At 43.8% G+C, this 15,937-nt stretch carries 12 protein-coding genes; 6 read left to right on the forward strand and 6 right to left on the reverse strand.

The features are described 5' to 3' along the window. Positions 1–127 precede the first annotated feature (127 nt). The 3 genes from ppa to D6V41_RS09810 all read left to right on the forward strand — a co-directional run bounded on the left by ppa (position 128) and on the right by D6V41_RS09810 (position 2,974). Positions 128–664, forward strand: a complete 537-nt coding sequence (ppa, locus tag D6V41_RS09800; RefSeq protein WP_136251330.1) for an inorganic diphosphatase — start codon at positions 128–130, stop codon at positions 662–664. Positions 665–843: 179 nt separating this feature from the next. After that, positions 844–1,272 (forward strand): DUF3299 domain-containing protein, encoded by a 429-nt coding sequence (locus D6V41_RS09805; protein ID WP_136251566.1) that lies wholly within the window; start codon positions 844–846, stop codon positions 1,270–1,272. Positions 1,273–1,342: 70 nt separating this feature from the next. Continuing rightward, positions 1,343–2,974: a methyl-accepting chemotaxis protein gene (locus D6V41_RS09810; protein WP_136251331.1), complete on the forward strand. Its 1,632-nt coding sequence runs from the start codon at positions 1,343–1,345 to the stop codon at positions 2,972–2,974. Positions 2,975–3,061: 87 nt separating this feature from the next. On the opposite strand, the gene D6V41_RS09815 is transcribed toward D6V41_RS09810, so the two are convergent. From D6V41_RS09815 to D6V41_RS09825, 3 genes are all read right to left on the reverse strand, one after another. After that, complete coding sequence (locus D6V41_RS09815; protein WP_136251332.1) at positions 3,062–5,884, reverse strand: Kelch repeat-containing protein; 2,823 nt, start codon at positions 5,882–5,884, stop codon at positions 3,062–3,064. A 142-nt stretch (positions 5,885–6,026) separates the two neighbouring features. Further along, positions 6,027–6,497, reverse strand: coding sequence for a hypothetical protein (locus D6V41_RS09820; RefSeq protein WP_136251333.1), 471 nt, complete (start codon positions 6,495–6,497; stop codon positions 6,027–6,029). Positions 6,498–6,591: 94 nt separating this feature from the next. Next, positions 6,592–6,858: a hypothetical protein gene (locus D6V41_RS09825; RefSeq protein WP_136251334.1), complete on the reverse strand. Its 267-nt coding sequence runs from the start codon at positions 6,856–6,858 to the stop codon at positions 6,592–6,594. A 427-nt stretch (positions 6,859–7,285) separates the two neighbouring features. Between D6V41_RS09825 and D6V41_RS09830 the strand changes: the two genes are divergently transcribed. Then, a complete protein-coding gene (locus D6V41_RS09830; protein WP_136251335.1) occupies positions 7,286–9,442 on the forward strand; it encodes a carbohydrate binding domain-containing protein in 2,157 nt (718 codons plus the stop codon). Positions 9,443–9,444: 2 nt separating this feature from the next. On the opposite strand, the gene D6V41_RS09835 is transcribed toward D6V41_RS09830, so the two are convergent. The 3 genes from D6V41_RS09835 to uvrA all read right to left on the reverse strand — a co-directional run bounded on the left by D6V41_RS09835 (position 9,445) and on the right by uvrA (position 13,566). Then, on the reverse strand, positions 9,445–10,155 hold the full coding sequence (locus D6V41_RS09835) for a 2OG-Fe(II) oxygenase (RefSeq protein ID WP_136251336.1): 711 nt from the start codon (positions 10,153–10,155) through the stop codon (positions 9,445–9,447). Between the two features lie 91 nt (positions 10,156–10,246). Then, positions 10,247–10,651 (reverse strand): acyl-CoA thioesterase, encoded by a 405-nt coding sequence (locus tag D6V41_RS09840; RefSeq protein WP_136251567.1) that lies wholly within the window; start codon positions 10,649–10,651, stop codon positions 10,247–10,249. A 74-nt stretch (positions 10,652–10,725) separates the two neighbouring features. Further along, complete coding sequence (uvrA, locus tag D6V41_RS09845; protein ID WP_136251337.1) at positions 10,726–13,566, reverse strand: excinuclease ABC subunit UvrA; 2,841 nt, start codon at positions 13,564–13,566, stop codon at positions 10,726–10,728. 267 nt (positions 13,567–13,833) lie between these two features. Between uvrA and D6V41_RS09850 the strand changes: the two genes are divergently transcribed. Both D6V41_RS09850 and D6V41_RS09855 read left to right on the forward strand, forming a co-directional pair. Further along, positions 13,834–15,237 carry an MFS transporter gene (locus tag D6V41_RS09850; protein WP_136251338.1) on the forward strand — a complete coding sequence of 468 codons (1,404 nt, stop codon included), beginning with the start codon at positions 13,834–13,836 and terminating at the stop codon, positions 15,235–15,237. A gap of 84 nt (positions 15,238–15,321) precedes the next feature. Beyond that, positions 15,322–15,846 (forward strand): single-stranded DNA-binding protein, encoded by a 525-nt coding sequence (locus tag D6V41_RS09855; protein ID WP_136251339.1) that lies wholly within the window; start codon positions 15,322–15,324, stop codon positions 15,844–15,846. The last annotated feature ends 91 nt before the right edge of the window (positions 15,847–15,937 follow it).

The raw sequence follows: 15,937 nt of genomic DNA on the forward strand, positions 1-15,937 counted from the left end.
TGCAAAAAGTTCATAGGCTACGAGCATATCGACGCTGAATGTCTGAAATAGTTGGATGCCAAACAAATATTCACTATACTTGCGCGCAATATTTTAACCATAATTTATCCATTATAAAGGAAGCATCATGAGCTTAAACAATGTCCCTGCGGGTAGTAACCTGCCTGATGAAATTTTTGTCATTATAGAAATTCCCGCTTTTTCATCACCCATTAAATACGAAGTAGATAAAGATACTGGTGCCTTATTTGTTGATCGCTTCATGGGCACATGCATGCAATATCCTTTAAATTACGGCTACGTTAATAATACGCTTTCTGATGATGGTGATCCGGTTGACGTGCTTGTAATGACTCCGCATCCACTGCTTGCAGGTTCGGTGATCAAATGTCGTCCGGTTGGTGTGCTGAATATGACGGATGAGTCAGGACAGGATGCCAAGGTCATTGCTGTTCCAGTGGCAAAACTTTCTCAATCTTATAACGACGTTCAAGATATTGATGATGTGCCAGCCTTAATAAAAGATCAGGTTGAGCATTTCTTCTCTCACTATAAAGATCTTGAAAAAGGCAAGTGGGTGAAAATTGATGGTTGGGCTGGCATTGATGCTGCAAAAGCCGAAATTGTATCCAGCGCACAGCGATATGAGAAGGGCGCTGAGTAAATCTCAAACCGGCTTTAGCTTAAAGCAAGCTAATCTGGGTGAAAATCTGTATAATAAAAAGCTCGCTCTGCGAGCTTTTTATTATTTAGCTGACGCTTTTTTACTCCGATAAACAGAGGTGTATTTTGAGACACGCTTTATTTCTAATTTTCTTCGTCGTCCTATCCTTTTTCCCTAGCATGAATGGGTTTGCTGATGAACCACAAGAGCTGTATTGGGAAGATTTAGTACCGAAAGGCTTTGTTATACCGCCTGCTCCCATGACCAATCACGATGGTAATATGACGCAAGCACAGCCCAATGCACCCTTGAGAGAGGAGTTAAACGGTGAGTTGGTTAAAATCCCCGGTTTTGTGGTGCCGCTTGAGGGCGACGCTGACAACATTACTGAATTTCTGCTCGTTCCTTACTTCGGTGCATGTGTGCATGTGCCCCCTCCACCATCAAATCAAATTGGTTATGTAAAATTTTCCGAAGGCGTGCCGATAGATAACCTATACGATGCCATTTGGGTAACAGGAACCTTGTCTACAGAGGGTTGGAAAGGAGATATTGCTTCGGTGGGTTATCGTTTATCAGGTATGTCTGTGAGTGCATTTGAAGGGTAAAACATAAAAGTTTATCTCAATTCACTCATGGTCAGACCAGACAATTTGGCAATATTTATGTGGGTGAATTATGAATTTTTTAACTGGCTTTTTAGCTAGGCTAACAATAGCGCAAAAACTGTTTGCTATACCATCGATGGCAATCCTTAGTTTTGTAGTGTTTGTTGGTTTTACGGCCAATACGGCAAGTACAAACGTCAAATTACTTGAAGACGCTCGCGAAATTCAATTTCCAGCCTTATTAGCGTCACGTAATGCACTGGTTAACATGGAAAATGTGAAATCCAGTCTTAGTGCGGCGGTGACAACAGGGGATGAAGAAGCTTTAGTCAAAGCGCAGGAAGAAGCAAACGTTACCATTGATAACTTAAATACAATTAAGGCCTTAAACGAAAATATGGCGGCAAGCGTTTCGCCCATTCTGACTGACTTTAATCGTTACTTTGCAGTAGCTTATGATGTGAGCGAGTCGATGGTGAACAATACCGCTGACTTTTCAAAACTGGCTGAACTAACGGCTGATATGAATGCTGCGTTTGAGGCAGCAACCGGCTCTTTGAAAGCGTTTAGCGATGAGCAATTAGCCGGCTTTGAAAATGCCATCGAAACTTCTAACGTTGCTGCAAAGCGTTTAAGTCAGGTGGGTATCTTCATGGGACTGATTACGGCGGTGGTATTGCTGGCAGTAGCGGTTCCCATTGTGCGCAATTTGCGTGGCAGCATATTAAACGTGGTGAATTCGCTAAAAGATATTGCACAAGAAGACGGCGATTTAACGGTTAGAATTCGCACTACCAATAAAGATGAAATTGGCGACTTGGTTTACTGGTTCAATCAGTTTGTAGAGAAGCTACAAAATGTAGTCCGTGATATTGGTAATGCAAGTCAACCTTTAGCGACCTTAGCAAGTAATCTGCATCAAGTATCAGGCGATGCGCGAAATACTATCTCAGCGCAGCAGATGTCTGCATCAGATGCAAAAGCGGCGGTGGATGAAATGACACTTAGCGTTAATGCAGTTGCTGCAAGTGCTAATGAAGCAGCCAGCGCAGCCACTGAGGCGTCGGGCGCGGCAGACGAAGGTCAGCGAGTCGTTAATCAAACCGTTTCGAGCATTCAAAGCCTGGCAACGCGAGTAGATGAAACAGCCGTTGTAATCAAAAAACTCGAACAAGATTCAAATCAGGTGGGTGTGGTGCTGGATGTGATCAAAGGCATTGCAGAACAAACCAACCTGCTTGCACTTAATGCTGCCATTGAGGCTGCTCGTGCGGGCGAGCAAGGCAGAGGCTTTGCGGTGGTTGCAGATGAAGTAAGAACGCTTGCATCACGTACACAAAAATCTACGGAAGAAATTCAAGCAACCATTGAGCAGTTGCAAGGTGCAGCCCGCTCAGCCGTAAACGTTATGGCAAAAGGCACTGAGCAAGCATCCTTAAGTGTGGACGAAGCAAACAAAGCGGGGAACAGCTTAGGAGCAATCACGCAAACGATTGCACGCATTACCCAAATGAATGATCAAATCGCAAAATCCACTGGTGAACAGCAAACCGTGGCTATGTCGATTAGCTCCAACGTAGATGATATTAACAAACGTACAGAAGACACGGCATCAAGCTCCGAAAAACTGACTCACGTAAGCCATGAGCTAGAGCAATTGTCTGAAGATTTTAGTCGCATTATGCGTCAGTTTAAGTATTAACAAGAGCCCATCTAAAGGCCTACCATGTTGAAGATGCCCGCGTATGCGGGCTTTTTCTTGTAACTCAGGTGAATAAGCGATGTGCCTTTATTTACCGCGTAAATAAAGAACGGCGTCTTGCTTGATTATTGATTCTGGCACCTTAATGGATACACCATTTTTCCCATCAGTAACTAACTCGTTTCCTTCAACTTCCTCGCCCGTTATTGGGTCAAGCCATGTCATACTGAAGCTACCCATCGGTAATGACAAGTTTATTTCTGCATTATTAAGCTGCTCAGCGCCGTAATAAACAAGATGAAAACCATCTCCGGTGGCCTCAAAAAGTCCGTTGGCAGCGACAACCGGTTTAAGGCTGGTTAATGGGAGCGCGTTAAAAAAGTCGGCGGCGATTTTTGTTTGCTTCCACAAGTTTTCACGCTGGCGAAAATCTTCGGAAGATAAATCGTTGTGCGGCTGATGCGCGCCAAAATACCATTCTACACCGGTTGCACCTGCCATTAATGTACCCCAAAGCGCGTAGCGTCGAAGTGAGTCGTGTGTGGGGTCGTCAGCATCTATTTTGGCTCCTGTGTGCCACATGCCAATTTCATCCATGGTAATGGCCCAGCCATGTCCTTTATTTGCGCCATTTTCAGCCGACAATTTCCGCCATTTAGCGATCTCGTCAAACGCCTGTAAGCGATTGTCTATTTGAAAAGACATGCCTTCAATGGCGCTTTTGTAGAGCGGTGGAAGAATGTTATCTTTATCGTGTGGGCTTGGCATGGTGTGTATAAAAATGGGATTGTTGTGCGGGTCGTTTTGCTCAAAATAGGCGGCCATTGCGATGCGTTGCTCAGAGCTTTGACCTTCTGGGGACCAGTCAGAAGGACCATTTTCTTCGCCTAAGTTCCAAATAAGGCCATTGTGATAGCCAAAGCGCGCAATCAGCTCGCGATAATATAGCTTTCTCAAACGCTCGGTATTGCCTTTATCTAAAAAGAGCTCGTTTTCAGTCTCTTGGGTGACCATGTGAATAAGCATGTTTCGGTCATTTAAATGCGAAAATACGATATCCCACTGCGCAAGTTTACTTACATCGAAGCGATCAAGGGTTTGATGATCAATATAGGGCCAAACATCCTGACCATCTCCATTAATATTCATGGTTAAAAAATATTGAGACTGCATTCCTTGCGAAGCGAGATAATTAATTGCGCCAATGATGCCTTTGCCCTTATTTGTTTGCCAAAGCGGATCGCCAGACTGATAGTCTTGAACGTGAGGGCTAAATTCATGAATAAAATCTGGTGCTTTAGCTTCACCTTCACGGGCTTGTTGCGACGCACGGTAAGTGCTATCCATCTCATGATACGCCAAAAAGTTTTCAGGACTGTTGGCGCCGGTTTTTATCCAATGCTGCTGCGTAAATGGAAAGTAAAAATAGCCCTTGTTGAGTGAAACCTGTCCGTTTCTGTCAAAAAAATCAGCACCTGGAAATGGCTCGCCTACCTCAACACTGCCGCTCGTTTGTGCGATAGCTTGCATCAATGCAACTTGGTCTTTATGTGCAAACACCACATCTTTGGCCTGATACAGTTTGCTGTTATATTGCCACTTGCCCTTTGACTGCGGTGTAAAAATCGTACGCCAAATCTCACCTTTATCTGCGCTGGTATGAGCAGCTTTGCCGTCGGCTGCAAAAAAGCCTTGAACAAGCACCTCAGTGCCGCTTTCGTGCCGAAACTCCGTTTGCATGAGATAATCAGTAAAGGGATTGATTTCGTCGGTTTCAGAAACTTCAGGACCCTTTACATCTACCTCAATGGCTTGCCCAAAAGAGATAAGCTTGCTTGCCTGACTGTTTTGTTCAAGGTTCAAGGCATTAAGCGAGATTTTCTCCATCGTATCAAGCTCTGGTTCACCGCCTGCATTACCGCTGCCTGATACAATATATAAATGCTCATTGACCACAGCAAAACCGGTTCCATGGCGTCCATCAAGTAAAGCGGGACCTGATTGCCAATTATTGTTTTGGATATCTAAAATATCAACTTCACTATGCGCTTTTTGTTGAACAGGCGATTCACCTCCTGCAATGACGATTTTATCGCCTACAGCAATGGCTGAATTACCTGCTCGCGGTACCGATAAATTCGCCGACTCCGGCGAAATAGACCATGAATGGGTTTTAAAATCATACACATCGACTTGCGCTTGAGTCAGTGACATCCCTTCGCCCGTTGCATGAGATGTCTGCCTTCCGCCTATCGCATAGAGTTTGTGGTCAACCACTATTGCCTGAAAATGATCACGCGCTCTGGGTGCGTCCGGTAAGGCCGTCCATTTACCGCTTTGAGGGTCATACTTGTCAAACCACGGAACGCTCCCTCCCATATGGCCGTTAGTCAGGCCTCCTAAGAGATATAGCTCACCCTGGTAGGCAACTAAACCGCCTGCACCGCGGGCGCGATCATCAGGAATAATGTGCGAGGCAGTCATAGTCTGGGTTTCGGTGTTGTAGCGAAATACTTTTTCGATAGCGTCCTCTTCTGGCCAAGGGCCAGTCAAAGCGCCAACGATAAAAATCTCACCGTTTAGACTGACAGGTTGAAAGTGATGCATTTCCAGTGATGGAGTGATTTGCGCAGTCCAGTTTTGAGATTCGGTATCAAAAACCTCTATCGCTCTTTCACCTCTGCCCCCAAGTAGTACGATCTTATTATGATGCTCGAGCATACCGGCTTCGTGACGCACTTGATGATTGCTTTGGATAGACTCCCAGCCTTCATTGGCTTGACTGCAAGCGCCCACAACCACTATCAGGCCTATAGCAGAGATAAGGCGAACGAGTTTTACGTTTAGATTATTTATAGCTGCGTAAAAGCGCTTTGATAAAAGATGGTCGGGCATTAATAGATGAGGCACAGCCTTCTCCTTGTTAACACTATTTTTACAAGGCTACTGTATTCTTATTCTTGACAATAGGATATTTTAAGCGCGCGTTTGCATCAAAACGGCGTTCTTCGTTTTCTGACTGATAGCACGGTGACTAAGTAGATACGGTCAATTATTTTAGCAAGCCTTTTTTGGTCATGCGTTTGCTATACCAAAGAAGCAGCAGGGCTACAATCCAGATTGCAAGGGTAAAGCCCATAGTAGCAGGTGTGTAAAGATCATCAGGTGCGTCGGATACAAACTGATAAGCAAAAGATAAAATCATTCCCAGCAACGATAGCAAAAAGGCATGAAAAGCAAATCGCGTTCTGAATAACAATAAAAGCGAACCTACAAAGGCACCAAAAACACCAAAGGCCCAGGCGATGTTGGCCCAAAGCGGAAAACTGAAAAAATACGCCTGCTGCTCGGCGGTAAAGTTAGCCATATAAGCTTCGTTTTGCGTGTGCGTCATCGTGAAATCCATAACGCCACCTGAATTCCAAAGGATCGCCAATATCGCCACTAAGTAAAACCACCAAGGGGTTCTGCTTACCTGTGCTGTTGCTGCGCTAGTAGATTTGACCGATGCTTGTTCACTCATTGCTTTCATCCATATGTTAACAACAAATTAACATTAGCAACTGTGAAGGTTCTAAGCAAATAAAAAGTGACAAGTAATAGATAAATAGCGCGACTTATTTCAGCCGCGTGATTTTTTCGTGTAGTTCATAATTCTTATCTGTTACTACCGCTTCTAAAACTTCCAATCGGCCTTTAAATGCAGCGAGCTTCTTGTCAAGCGCGTCGTTAACGATCGCTTCCAAGTTGGCTTTTTCGGCTTTAATCGCTTCCACTTCCAATTGCTTTATCTTCTGCTTGTTTATTTGAAATATCAAAATAGATAAAAATCCCAAGCTCGCCAAAATTGTGAGGGTTAAAAATGTCCAAAGATTCAGTTCCATAAGTGTGTTTCCTATGTGCTGCTTCTCGCAAGCAGTTTGATGAGGTTAGCGCTTATATGAAGTTATGACTAAAACTTATATGTCAAAATAAGCAATATTAAAATAGACTAGCAAAATACAAGCCAAATAAAAACATCAATAGAATCAGAATGATATAGGAATTTATAGGAGACGAAATTAATGAATTCACTATATCTTAGGAAATTCTGCCAAAAATCAACGAATTTAAACAAAACGCAAAAGCAGAAAGTTTATGTATCAAAAATGCAACATTTTCTGAGCATCGATATCAAGCAATCTATAATAAATTCATATATTTCAGTAGCATAAAAATTGGTTCGCCATTTGCTTTAATTTCTATACCCCAGGCAACCATGCAATGTAACGCAGTATTAAACAAGTATGGTCATTTATGAATGAGAAAAACATGAATAACATCACATCAACAGAATGGGATAAGGCCATACCAATAAAACGGCTTAAGATAACTCAGAGCATTTTAAGGCTAGTTCTGATGGCAACCCTGTTTTGTTCAAGTAACTTAACTAGTGCACAGGAAAATGTCTTGCAAATTAAAGCAAATATGGCGGTCGATTCACCCGAAGCGCTTTTGCAAGTGGTTGACAAAGCGAAAGAAAATGGCGCAACAGTTGTTAAATATGCGGATTCAAAATTGAATACATTTGGTCTTGGAGAAGGGATTGGCTCGAGCTGGCTGGAAAACACCCGTACTTTTATACAAGGTGTAAAAGATAGGGATATGGAGATCATTCTCAATACTATTACTTTAGGGTATTGCGGTACTGTAATTGCGTCAAATACAAATTTAACTACCGCTTATCCTGTCGTAAACCAGCCACTTAAAGCGCAAGATTCGTCACTCATTCCCATATCAACAGCGAATGTCGTAAATGGAGGATTTGAATTATATTCAGATAATCGTCCTACTGGTTGGGGATTTCAAGATGCGGTTGGCGAACGTACATTCATCGATTTAAATGTTAAGTACTCTGGTGAGGCCTCATTGAGAGCCGACGGGATGGGCGGAAACCTGTCGCGTATTAACCATGTTTTTGACGTAAAACCCTTTCATCAATACACGCTGAGCTTTTGGATGAAAACAGAAAATGTTACTGGCCGGCTGGCAGTAATTTTACGCGACAATAACAATCTGGAGCGTAACCTGAGCAATCAGTATCTGTCAGTTGAAAAAGGTGACGGTGGCCGACAATATTTTAAGGATGTCGAAGATAGAACAATGCCATGGACGCAAATTCGAATTGCATTTAATAGTCTAGATTCGACAAGTGTGAATCTCTTTCTTGGTTTGTATAACGGTTCAGCGGGCAGCGTTTGGTGGGACGACGTAACGATAGAAGATACACCTACTTTAAATTGGGTGAATCGTGATGATCTACCCGTTTCACTATCACGAGATGATGGAACGCTACTTTCATTGAATGAAGAAGTTGAGCCAATTATCGACCCTCAACTCGGAATCTCGGGTTATGCGGGCAAGTTTGACACTTATTCTGTCGCTCCGCTTATACAGACCTCAAATCAAACATCAATCGAGACTGGTGATGTTGTTTATTTGTCTGGATATCATGCGATGGTAACCGCAAGAGGGCAGGTATCATGTACATGGAATAATGAAGAAATGTTTGCTCGCATGCGAAAAATTCATCAAACCCTGCAAGATGAATTTAGTCCCACTGGCTTTCTATTAAATTATGATGAAATTCGAACGGGAGGCTGGGAGCCAAGCGATAAAGCGTTCGACAATTCTGGTGAGGCGCTTGCCGCCAGTATTGAGCGTGCTTACGCCGATTTATTTGATGTTGCTCCCAATGCGAAGCATTATTTTTGGAGCGATATGGTGGACCCTAATCATAATGCAGTGCGAGATTACTATCAAATAAGCGACACCTTAGAAGGAGCCTGGGAAACGCTGGATCCAAACAAAGTCATCATCGTAAATTGGTGGGGTACGCCCAAGATTGAAAGTAAAGCTGCATCCTCGCTCAAGTTTTTTGCAGACTTAGGCTTTGAACAAATAATAGGTGCATTTTACGACTCGGATGTAGAGCAAAATTTTGAGCTTTGGAAAAATGCTGCAGAGGGTATCGATGGCATTATTGGCAGTATGTACGCTTCTTGGACAAGCCCGCCGAATTATTCGCAAATAGATGCATTTGGCAAATTATGGTGGGATGGTGTGACATTAGGTACAGGACTTCCACCGATTCAAATTATTGGCACGGATGAAATTATTAGCATTGAACTTATGAAGTCGCAATTCAAGCCAGGGGAGTCCATTACTGCGACAATTACATATGATGCTACGACACAGCGGTCGATATCACTTTCTGCACAAAATTTAGATAATGGATGGAGCACAGAAGCGTTTCAGCGAATTAATATTCCGCGAGGAAAGGGGGAAATTAGCATTCAAGCGGTTTTAAGTGAAAATGCACTTGTTGGCGATAATTATAGAGTGACAGCTTACATAACGCCGAGAGAATCAGGTTGGACTGATCGCTTCGACTTCGATTTTGTTAGTAATATTAGTGTTGTACCGTAAACTTACGACCGAAAAATATGCTCTGCCGGATTAAACAGCACCCAGGAGGTCAAAATGTACTTGTCGTTTGATACAGGCACATTGCCACGATGAGTGTGTGTAAAGCCCGCGGGTGCAATCACCATTCGGCCCGCTTTAGGTGTGATTTTCTTTTTTTGGTAGAAAAACTCGGTTTCACCTCCTTGCTCGACATCGTTCAGGTAGAACATGAACAACAAATTGCGATGCAAAGCCTCAACACTGCCTTGCTGGGGGTAAATTTCCGAATGCCAGTAAGGGTAGCCACCTTCTCCTGCTTTGTAGCGCTGTGCATTAATTTCGCCCAAGCGAAACAGGTATTGCACTAAATTGCTAAGATTTGGTAAGGCCAACTGCTCAAAATTATCCGCAGACAACTTAACGGGTTGACCAGATTTGGGATCCTTGAGGGTTAAAGCAATAGGGCCTATCAGTGCAAAATAAAAGTCTTTGAAATACTCAATAATGTGCTTAGTGGTGGCTTCAAACACCTGGTTGCGAATGGGAGCAAACTCGTCATGACGCTGAATAGATACGTCCATGGAATTTTTCATGCTTTTGTCTACACCACTGCCGGTATGACCCGGCTGCAAATGGTTGCTGGCGTCTATCGTTTCAACAAAACGCTGACATAGTTCTTGGGGAAGCGCATCATCAATGATGCGAACAAAATCGGAAGTAGACACTTTGGACATAAAGCAAACAACGCTGTTAGTTTTTGCTTTATACCATGCGTTATTTTATCTCTCTTTTCAAGCTTGGTCGATATTCACACAAGATGAAATATTACTCAGACTGAGTTTCCACAAGCATGGCCGATAATTTGTCACGTATTTGTGCAGAAATAGGCGCAGAACGCTGGGTTTTATAATCAAAGTGCACCATCGTCGTGCTGCCTGTGGCTTTAAGCTTTGCATCCTGCCAAAGCTCTTGGTAGACCACAAACGAACTATTGCCGATGCGACTAACGCCGGTTTTAACAGTTACATCAGAACCCATGTAAATTTGCTGCAAAAAATCAACGCTGTAATTGGCTAAAATAAGCGGCCAATTGTCTAAATCGAGATCAGGTGTAAAGAGCTTAAAAATAGGAAAGCGAGCAGCCTCAAACCAGCCAACCAACACCGTATTACTCACATGCTTTAGGGCATCCGTTTCATAAAAACGGACGGCAAAGCTTTCTTCCAGCATTTTTGGTGTTTTTTGATTATGTTGTTCGCTATTGCTCATGGGCGCTCACTTAAATCCTAAGTCTCAATTAAGTATTACTTTGCTTTTGCTGCGTCAAGCATTGGCTTTAAAAAATGCCCGGTATGAGATTCTTTCACTTTGCAAATATCCTCTGGCGTACCCTGAGCAATAATTCTTCCGCCCCCAGAACCACCCTCCGGCCCAAGATCAACAATCCAGTCTGCCGTTTTGATCACGTCCAAATTATGCTCAATTACCACCACAGTATTGCCGTGGTCTCTTAAGCGATGTAACACCGCAAGCAGCTGTTTGATGTCATGAAAATGCAGGCCCGTTGTCGGCTCATCCAGAATATAAAGCGTTTGGCCAGTATCGCGTTTTGATAACTCTTTCGCCAGTTTTACGCGCTGGGCTTCCCCGCCTGAAAGCGTTGTCGCAGATTGCCCCAGCCGGATATAGGATAATCCAACGTCCATTAAAGTCTGGAGTTTGCGCGAAATAGCAGGGATGGCATCAAAAAATTCACGCGCATCCTCTACTGTCATTTCCAATACTTCGTGAATATTTTTGTTTTTGAAGCGTATTTCAAGCGTTTCCCGATTGTAGCGTTTACCTGCACATACATCGCAGGGCACGTATACGTCTGGTAAAAAGTGCATCTCTACTTTGATGACGCCATCGCCCTGACATGCTTCACAGCGACCACCTTTTACATTAAAACTAAACCGCCCTGGTTTATAACCGCGAGAACGCGCTTCTTGTGTGCCTGCGAAAATTTCTCTTATAGGCGTAAATATTCCTGCGTAAGTTGCCGGATTTGAGCGGGGAGTTCTACCGATGGGGCTTTGATCAATGTCGACCACTTTGTCTAAATGCTCAAGTCCTGTACATGCCTTGTGCGCAGCAGGTTCGTTTACTGTGGCACGATTTAGCTCTCTTTGCGCAATTTTGTAAAAAGTATCGTTTATCAGAGTGGATTTACCTGAGCCTGAGACGCCCGTCACGCAAGTCATAAGCCCAGTTGGAATGCGCAGATCAACGGCTTGAAGGTTATTACCCGTTGCGCCTGTTAATTCAATCCACTTCCTGCCTTTTGTTGAAGTGCGTTTGGCAGGAATATCAATTTTTTCAACACCCGATAAATATTTGCCGGTTAAAGACGCTTCGCAATTTTTGATGTCATCCAAAGAACCCTGAGCAATAATCTGTCCTCCATGGACACCGGCCCCCGGGCCAATATCAACAATGTAGTCAGCCTCGCGAATGGCATCTTCGTCATGCTCAACCACAATCACAGTATTACCTAAATCGCGAAGGTGTCGTAAGGTATTAAGTAAGCGCTCATTATCGCGTTGGTGCAGGCCAATACTGGGCTCGTCTAACACGTACATCACGCCGACCAACCCAGCGCCGATTTGACTGGCTAGTCGAATTCGCTGCGCTTCACCGCCCGATAAGGTATCGGCACTGCGTTCCATAGACAAATAATTAAGACCAACGTTGACCAAAAACTGTAGGCGATCATTGATTTCTTTTAAAATTTTGTCAGCAATTTTTGCTTTCTGCCCGCTTAAATCAAGATTCGCAAAAAAGGCAAGGGCGTCTGAGATGCTACGACTCGTAATACTCGGCAAATTGGTATCGTTGATAAAAACATTGCGAGCTTCCAGTCGCAAGCGCGTGCCAGAGCATGCACTACAATTTTGATGAGAGAGGTATTTACCAAGCTCCTCGCGTACGGTGTTTGATTCGGTTTCCCGGTAGCGACGCTCCATATTTGGAATGATGCCTTCAAAAGGATGCTTGCGCTCCATAATGTCGCCGCGCTCGTTGATATAGCGGAATTTAACCGATTCACCTTTTGAGCCATGCAATACGATTTCTTTTGCTTTTTCATCGAGCTTAGCAAAGGGGGTTTGCAATGAAAATCCGTAATGATCAGCAACGGATTGCAACATCTGGAAATAGTAGTAGCTTCGCTTATCCCAGCCCCGGATCGCACCGCCTGACAAGCTTAACTCGTCGTTACTGACAACCCGGTGAGGGTCAAAAAACTGTCTTGTGCCCAAGCCATCACAGGTTTGACAGGCACCAGCAGGGTTGTTGAACGAAAATATTCTCGGTTCAAGTTCACTAATACTGTAACCACAGTGAGGGCAGGCAAAGTTTGCAGAAAATACCACTTCTTCTTTATCAGGCTCATCCATAAAAGCGATTTTGGCGTTGCCAGACGAAAGATTAAGCGCCGTTTCAAACGATTCCGCCAGGCGAAGCTGTAAATCGTCGCGCACTTTAAAACGATCTACCACCACTTCAATGCTGTGTTTTTTGCGAAGATCAAGTTCGGGCGGATCTGACAAATCGCACACTTCGCCATCAATGCGCGCGCGAATAAATCCTTGAGCTGCAAGGCCTTCAAGTGTTTTGACGTGTTCACCTTTTCGCTCTTGTACCACAGGAGCAAGTAGCATCAATTTCGTGCCTTCCGGCATTTCGAGCACTTTATCCACCATTTGAGATATGGTTTGTGCATCAAGCGCAACATCGTGATCCGGGCATTTTGGTGTGCCTACTCGCGCAAACAACAATCGCAAGTAGTCGTATATTTCGGTAATGGTGCCAACGGTAGAGCGCGGATTGTGAGACGTCGACTTTTGCTCTATCGAAATGGCAGGAGACAATCCCTCAATGTGATCCACATCGGGCTTTTCCATCATAGATAGAAATTGTCTGGCGTAAGCGGATAAGCTTTCAACATAACGTCGTTGGCCTTCAGCATATAGGGTATCGAAGGCTAGTGATGACTTACCAGAACCAGAGAGGCCGGTAATAACGACCAACTTGTCTCGAGGCAATTCAATATTGATATTTTTAAGATTGTGAGTGCGGGCACCGCGAACTTCTATTTTATCCATAGGACCTTATGTTGCTAAGCGAAAATACGCATTGGCGTTAAACGAGTAATTATGCCACAAAATTAATCAAGATGAGACGCTTTGTTACGCAATTGACTATGAGTAGATCATCCTTCGCAAATAAAGGGGGGCGCAATTGCCCTACTAAAATAGAAACAAAACAAGTACACTGCGCGCCAGAATTTATTAGCAGATGCATGCAAGAAAGCAAATTTATTCTTTAGCAATTTATTGATACGCAAATTTGAGCAAAGTACAAAATCATTCATGTCAGATAATGCCTTAACTACTTTAGAAAAACGAGCCGCTATAAGCCTTGCCGCAGTCTATGTGATGCGTATGCTTGGCTTGTTTATGGTGATCCCCGTAATTGCCGTTGCGGCGACAGCATTTGATGACTATTCTCCTTTGTTAGTTGGCTTTGCAGTAGGTGGTTATGGTTTAACGCAAGCCTTACTTCAAATTCCTTTTGGGGTTTTGTCTGATAAGTGGGGCAGAAAACCCGTTATTTATCTTGGATTGTGCCTGTTTTGTGCGGGAAGTTTACTCGCCGGTTTTGCAGACTCCATGCTTGTGCTGACGATTGGCCGGATACTGCAAGGCTCTGGCGCCATAGCAGGCGCCATAATGGCATTAGCCAGCGATGTGACGCGTGAGTCTCAGCGAACTAAGGTCATGGCAATTATTGGCGTTAGCATTGGATTTTCGTTTTATATTGCTTTGTTGACCGGTCCACTACTGGCTGCCAGCATTGGCCTTAATGGTATTTTTTTGATGACGGCAGCACTCAGCCTGATGTGCATCGCTGCGGTTAAATGGGGAGTGATATTAGTCGAACAATCCACCTCAGTTAATACGCTTCAAGCAAAGGCAACGGGTGACTCGTTGCCTAAACTGGAGCATATTGGCAAGCTATTTTCTCATAGCGCTCTTTGGCGTCTCAATGTCTCTGTACTGATTGTGCACCTTTTAATTACCTGCTTTTTTGTGCAAATTCCTGTAATGCTTCTTGATATAAAGGTACCGCTTGAAGAGCACTATATTTTGTATGCACTTGTATTATTTGTGTCTATTTTAGTGTTACTTGTGTTTATGCAACTAAGCAAATCGCTGAATGTCTCTTTGTTATTCAGGCTTGCCCTGCTCACCATAGCCGTGGCGTTTTTTATGCTTATTGTTGCAGAACCTTCTTATTGGTTAATTAGCCTTGCTGGCATTCTCTTTTTTGGCGGTTTTAATTTTATGGAGGCAAAAATGCCAGCAATGGTTTCCTCCATATCGCCAGCCGGTCAAAAAGGCAGCGCAATGGGGATTTACGCGAGCCATCAGTTTTTTGGTGCGTTTTTAGGTGGCGTATTATCAGGCCTTTTGAACAGTTATTTTGAGGTGAAAACAAGCTTTATAATGTGCTTGGTATTGATATTTATCTGCGCGTTAATCACAAAAGGTTTGGCTAGCGTTGAACGGGTAAAACGCGTTACACTTACCATAGACGATAATCAAAATACTGATGATATTTTGGCAATTAAAGCACAATTGGCTGTCTTGCCTGGTGTAAAAGAAGTCACAGCCGATGCCGTAGCTTCAGCGTTTTATTTAAAAGTTGATGCCAAACAATTTAGTTTGCCACAGGCGAAAGCGCTTATAGCAGCCGAGCAGGAAGCTGAATAAGAGCGAGCGGGTCAATTTGCAAGCTTCAAGTGCAACTACGCGGCAAAGATATATTAAAAGAATAGGTTTAGAGAGGGGAAAATAATGGCCTCACGAGGTGTAAACAAAGTAATTTTAGTGGGCAACCTGGGCAATGACCCTGAAGTTCGTTACATGCCAAACGGGAATGCGGTTGCTAATTTGAGCTTGGCGACAAGTGAAAGTTGGAAAGATCAGCAGGGGCAACAACAAGAACGTACAGAATGGCATCGTTTAACGATGTATCGCCGTTTGGCTGAAATTGCCGGTGAGTACCTTAAAAAAGGTTCGCAAATTTATGTGGAGGGCAAACTGCAAACGCGTAAATGGCAGGACCAGCAAGGCAACGATAAATACACCACCGAAATTATTGTTGATCAAATGCAGATGTTGGGCGGTGGACGCAACGATGGTGCGCAAAGTAATCAAGGCGGATATCAGCAGCGACCACAGCAGAGCTCAGGCAGTCAGGGTGGGTATCAGCAGCCCCCACCAAACCAGGGTGGCCAGAATCGTCCTCAACAAGCGCCACAACAGCCGCCGAAAATGGCTGAGCCAGACTTTGATTTTGATGATGATATACCCTTTTAGCTCATAATTAAGAAACTTTTTATAAAGATCAGACTAATTAACGCTGTTCATAAAATAACCCGCTTATTTTGCGGGTTTTTTTTGAATCAAA

Origin of the sequence: Ningiella ruwaisensis (genome assembly GCF_004798935.1) — a bacterium.
In the GTDB taxonomy this organism is placed as follows: Bacteria; Pseudomonadota; Gammaproteobacteria; order Enterobacterales; family Alteromonadaceae; genus Glaciecola; species Glaciecola ruwaisensis.

Coding starts and splice junctions, on each gene's coding strand:
- D6V41_RS09830 (WP_136251335.1), top strand. CDS start 7,286: ATGAATAACATCACATCAACAGAATGGGATAAGGCCATACCAATAAAA.
- D6V41_RS09855 (WP_136251339.1), top strand. CDS start 15,322: ATGGCCTCACGAGGTGTAAACAAAGTAATTTTAGTGGGCAACCTGGGC.
- D6V41_RS09805 (WP_136251566.1), top strand. CDS start 844: ATGAATGGGTTTGCTGATGAACCACAAGAGCTGTATTGGGAAGATTTA.
- uvrA (WP_136251337.1), bottom strand. CDS start 13,566: ATGGATAAAATAGAAGTTCGCGGTGCCCGCACTCACAATCTTAAAAAT.
- D6V41_RS09835 (WP_136251336.1), bottom strand. CDS start 10,155: ATGTCCAAAGTGTCTACTTCCGATTTTGTTCGCATCATTGATGATGCG.
- D6V41_RS09820 (WP_136251333.1), bottom strand. CDS start 6,497: ATGAGTGAACAAGCATCGGTCAAATCTACTAGCGCAGCAACAGCACAG.
- D6V41_RS09840 (WP_136251567.1), bottom strand. CDS start 10,651: ATGCTGGAAGAAAGCTTTGCCGTCCGTTTTTATGAAACGGATGCCCTA.
- D6V41_RS09810 (WP_136251331.1), top strand. CDS start 1,343: ATGAATTTTTTAACTGGCTTTTTAGCTAGGCTAACAATAGCGCAAAAA.
- D6V41_RS09825 (WP_136251334.1), bottom strand. CDS start 6,858: ATGGAACTGAATCTTTGGACATTTTTAACCCTCACAATTTTGGCGAGC.
- D6V41_RS09850 (WP_136251338.1), top strand. CDS start 13,834: ATGTCAGATAATGCCTTAACTACTTTAGAAAAACGAGCCGCTATAAGC.
- ppa (WP_136251330.1), top strand. CDS start 128: ATGAGCTTAAACAATGTCCCTGCGGGTAGTAACCTGCCTGATGAAATT.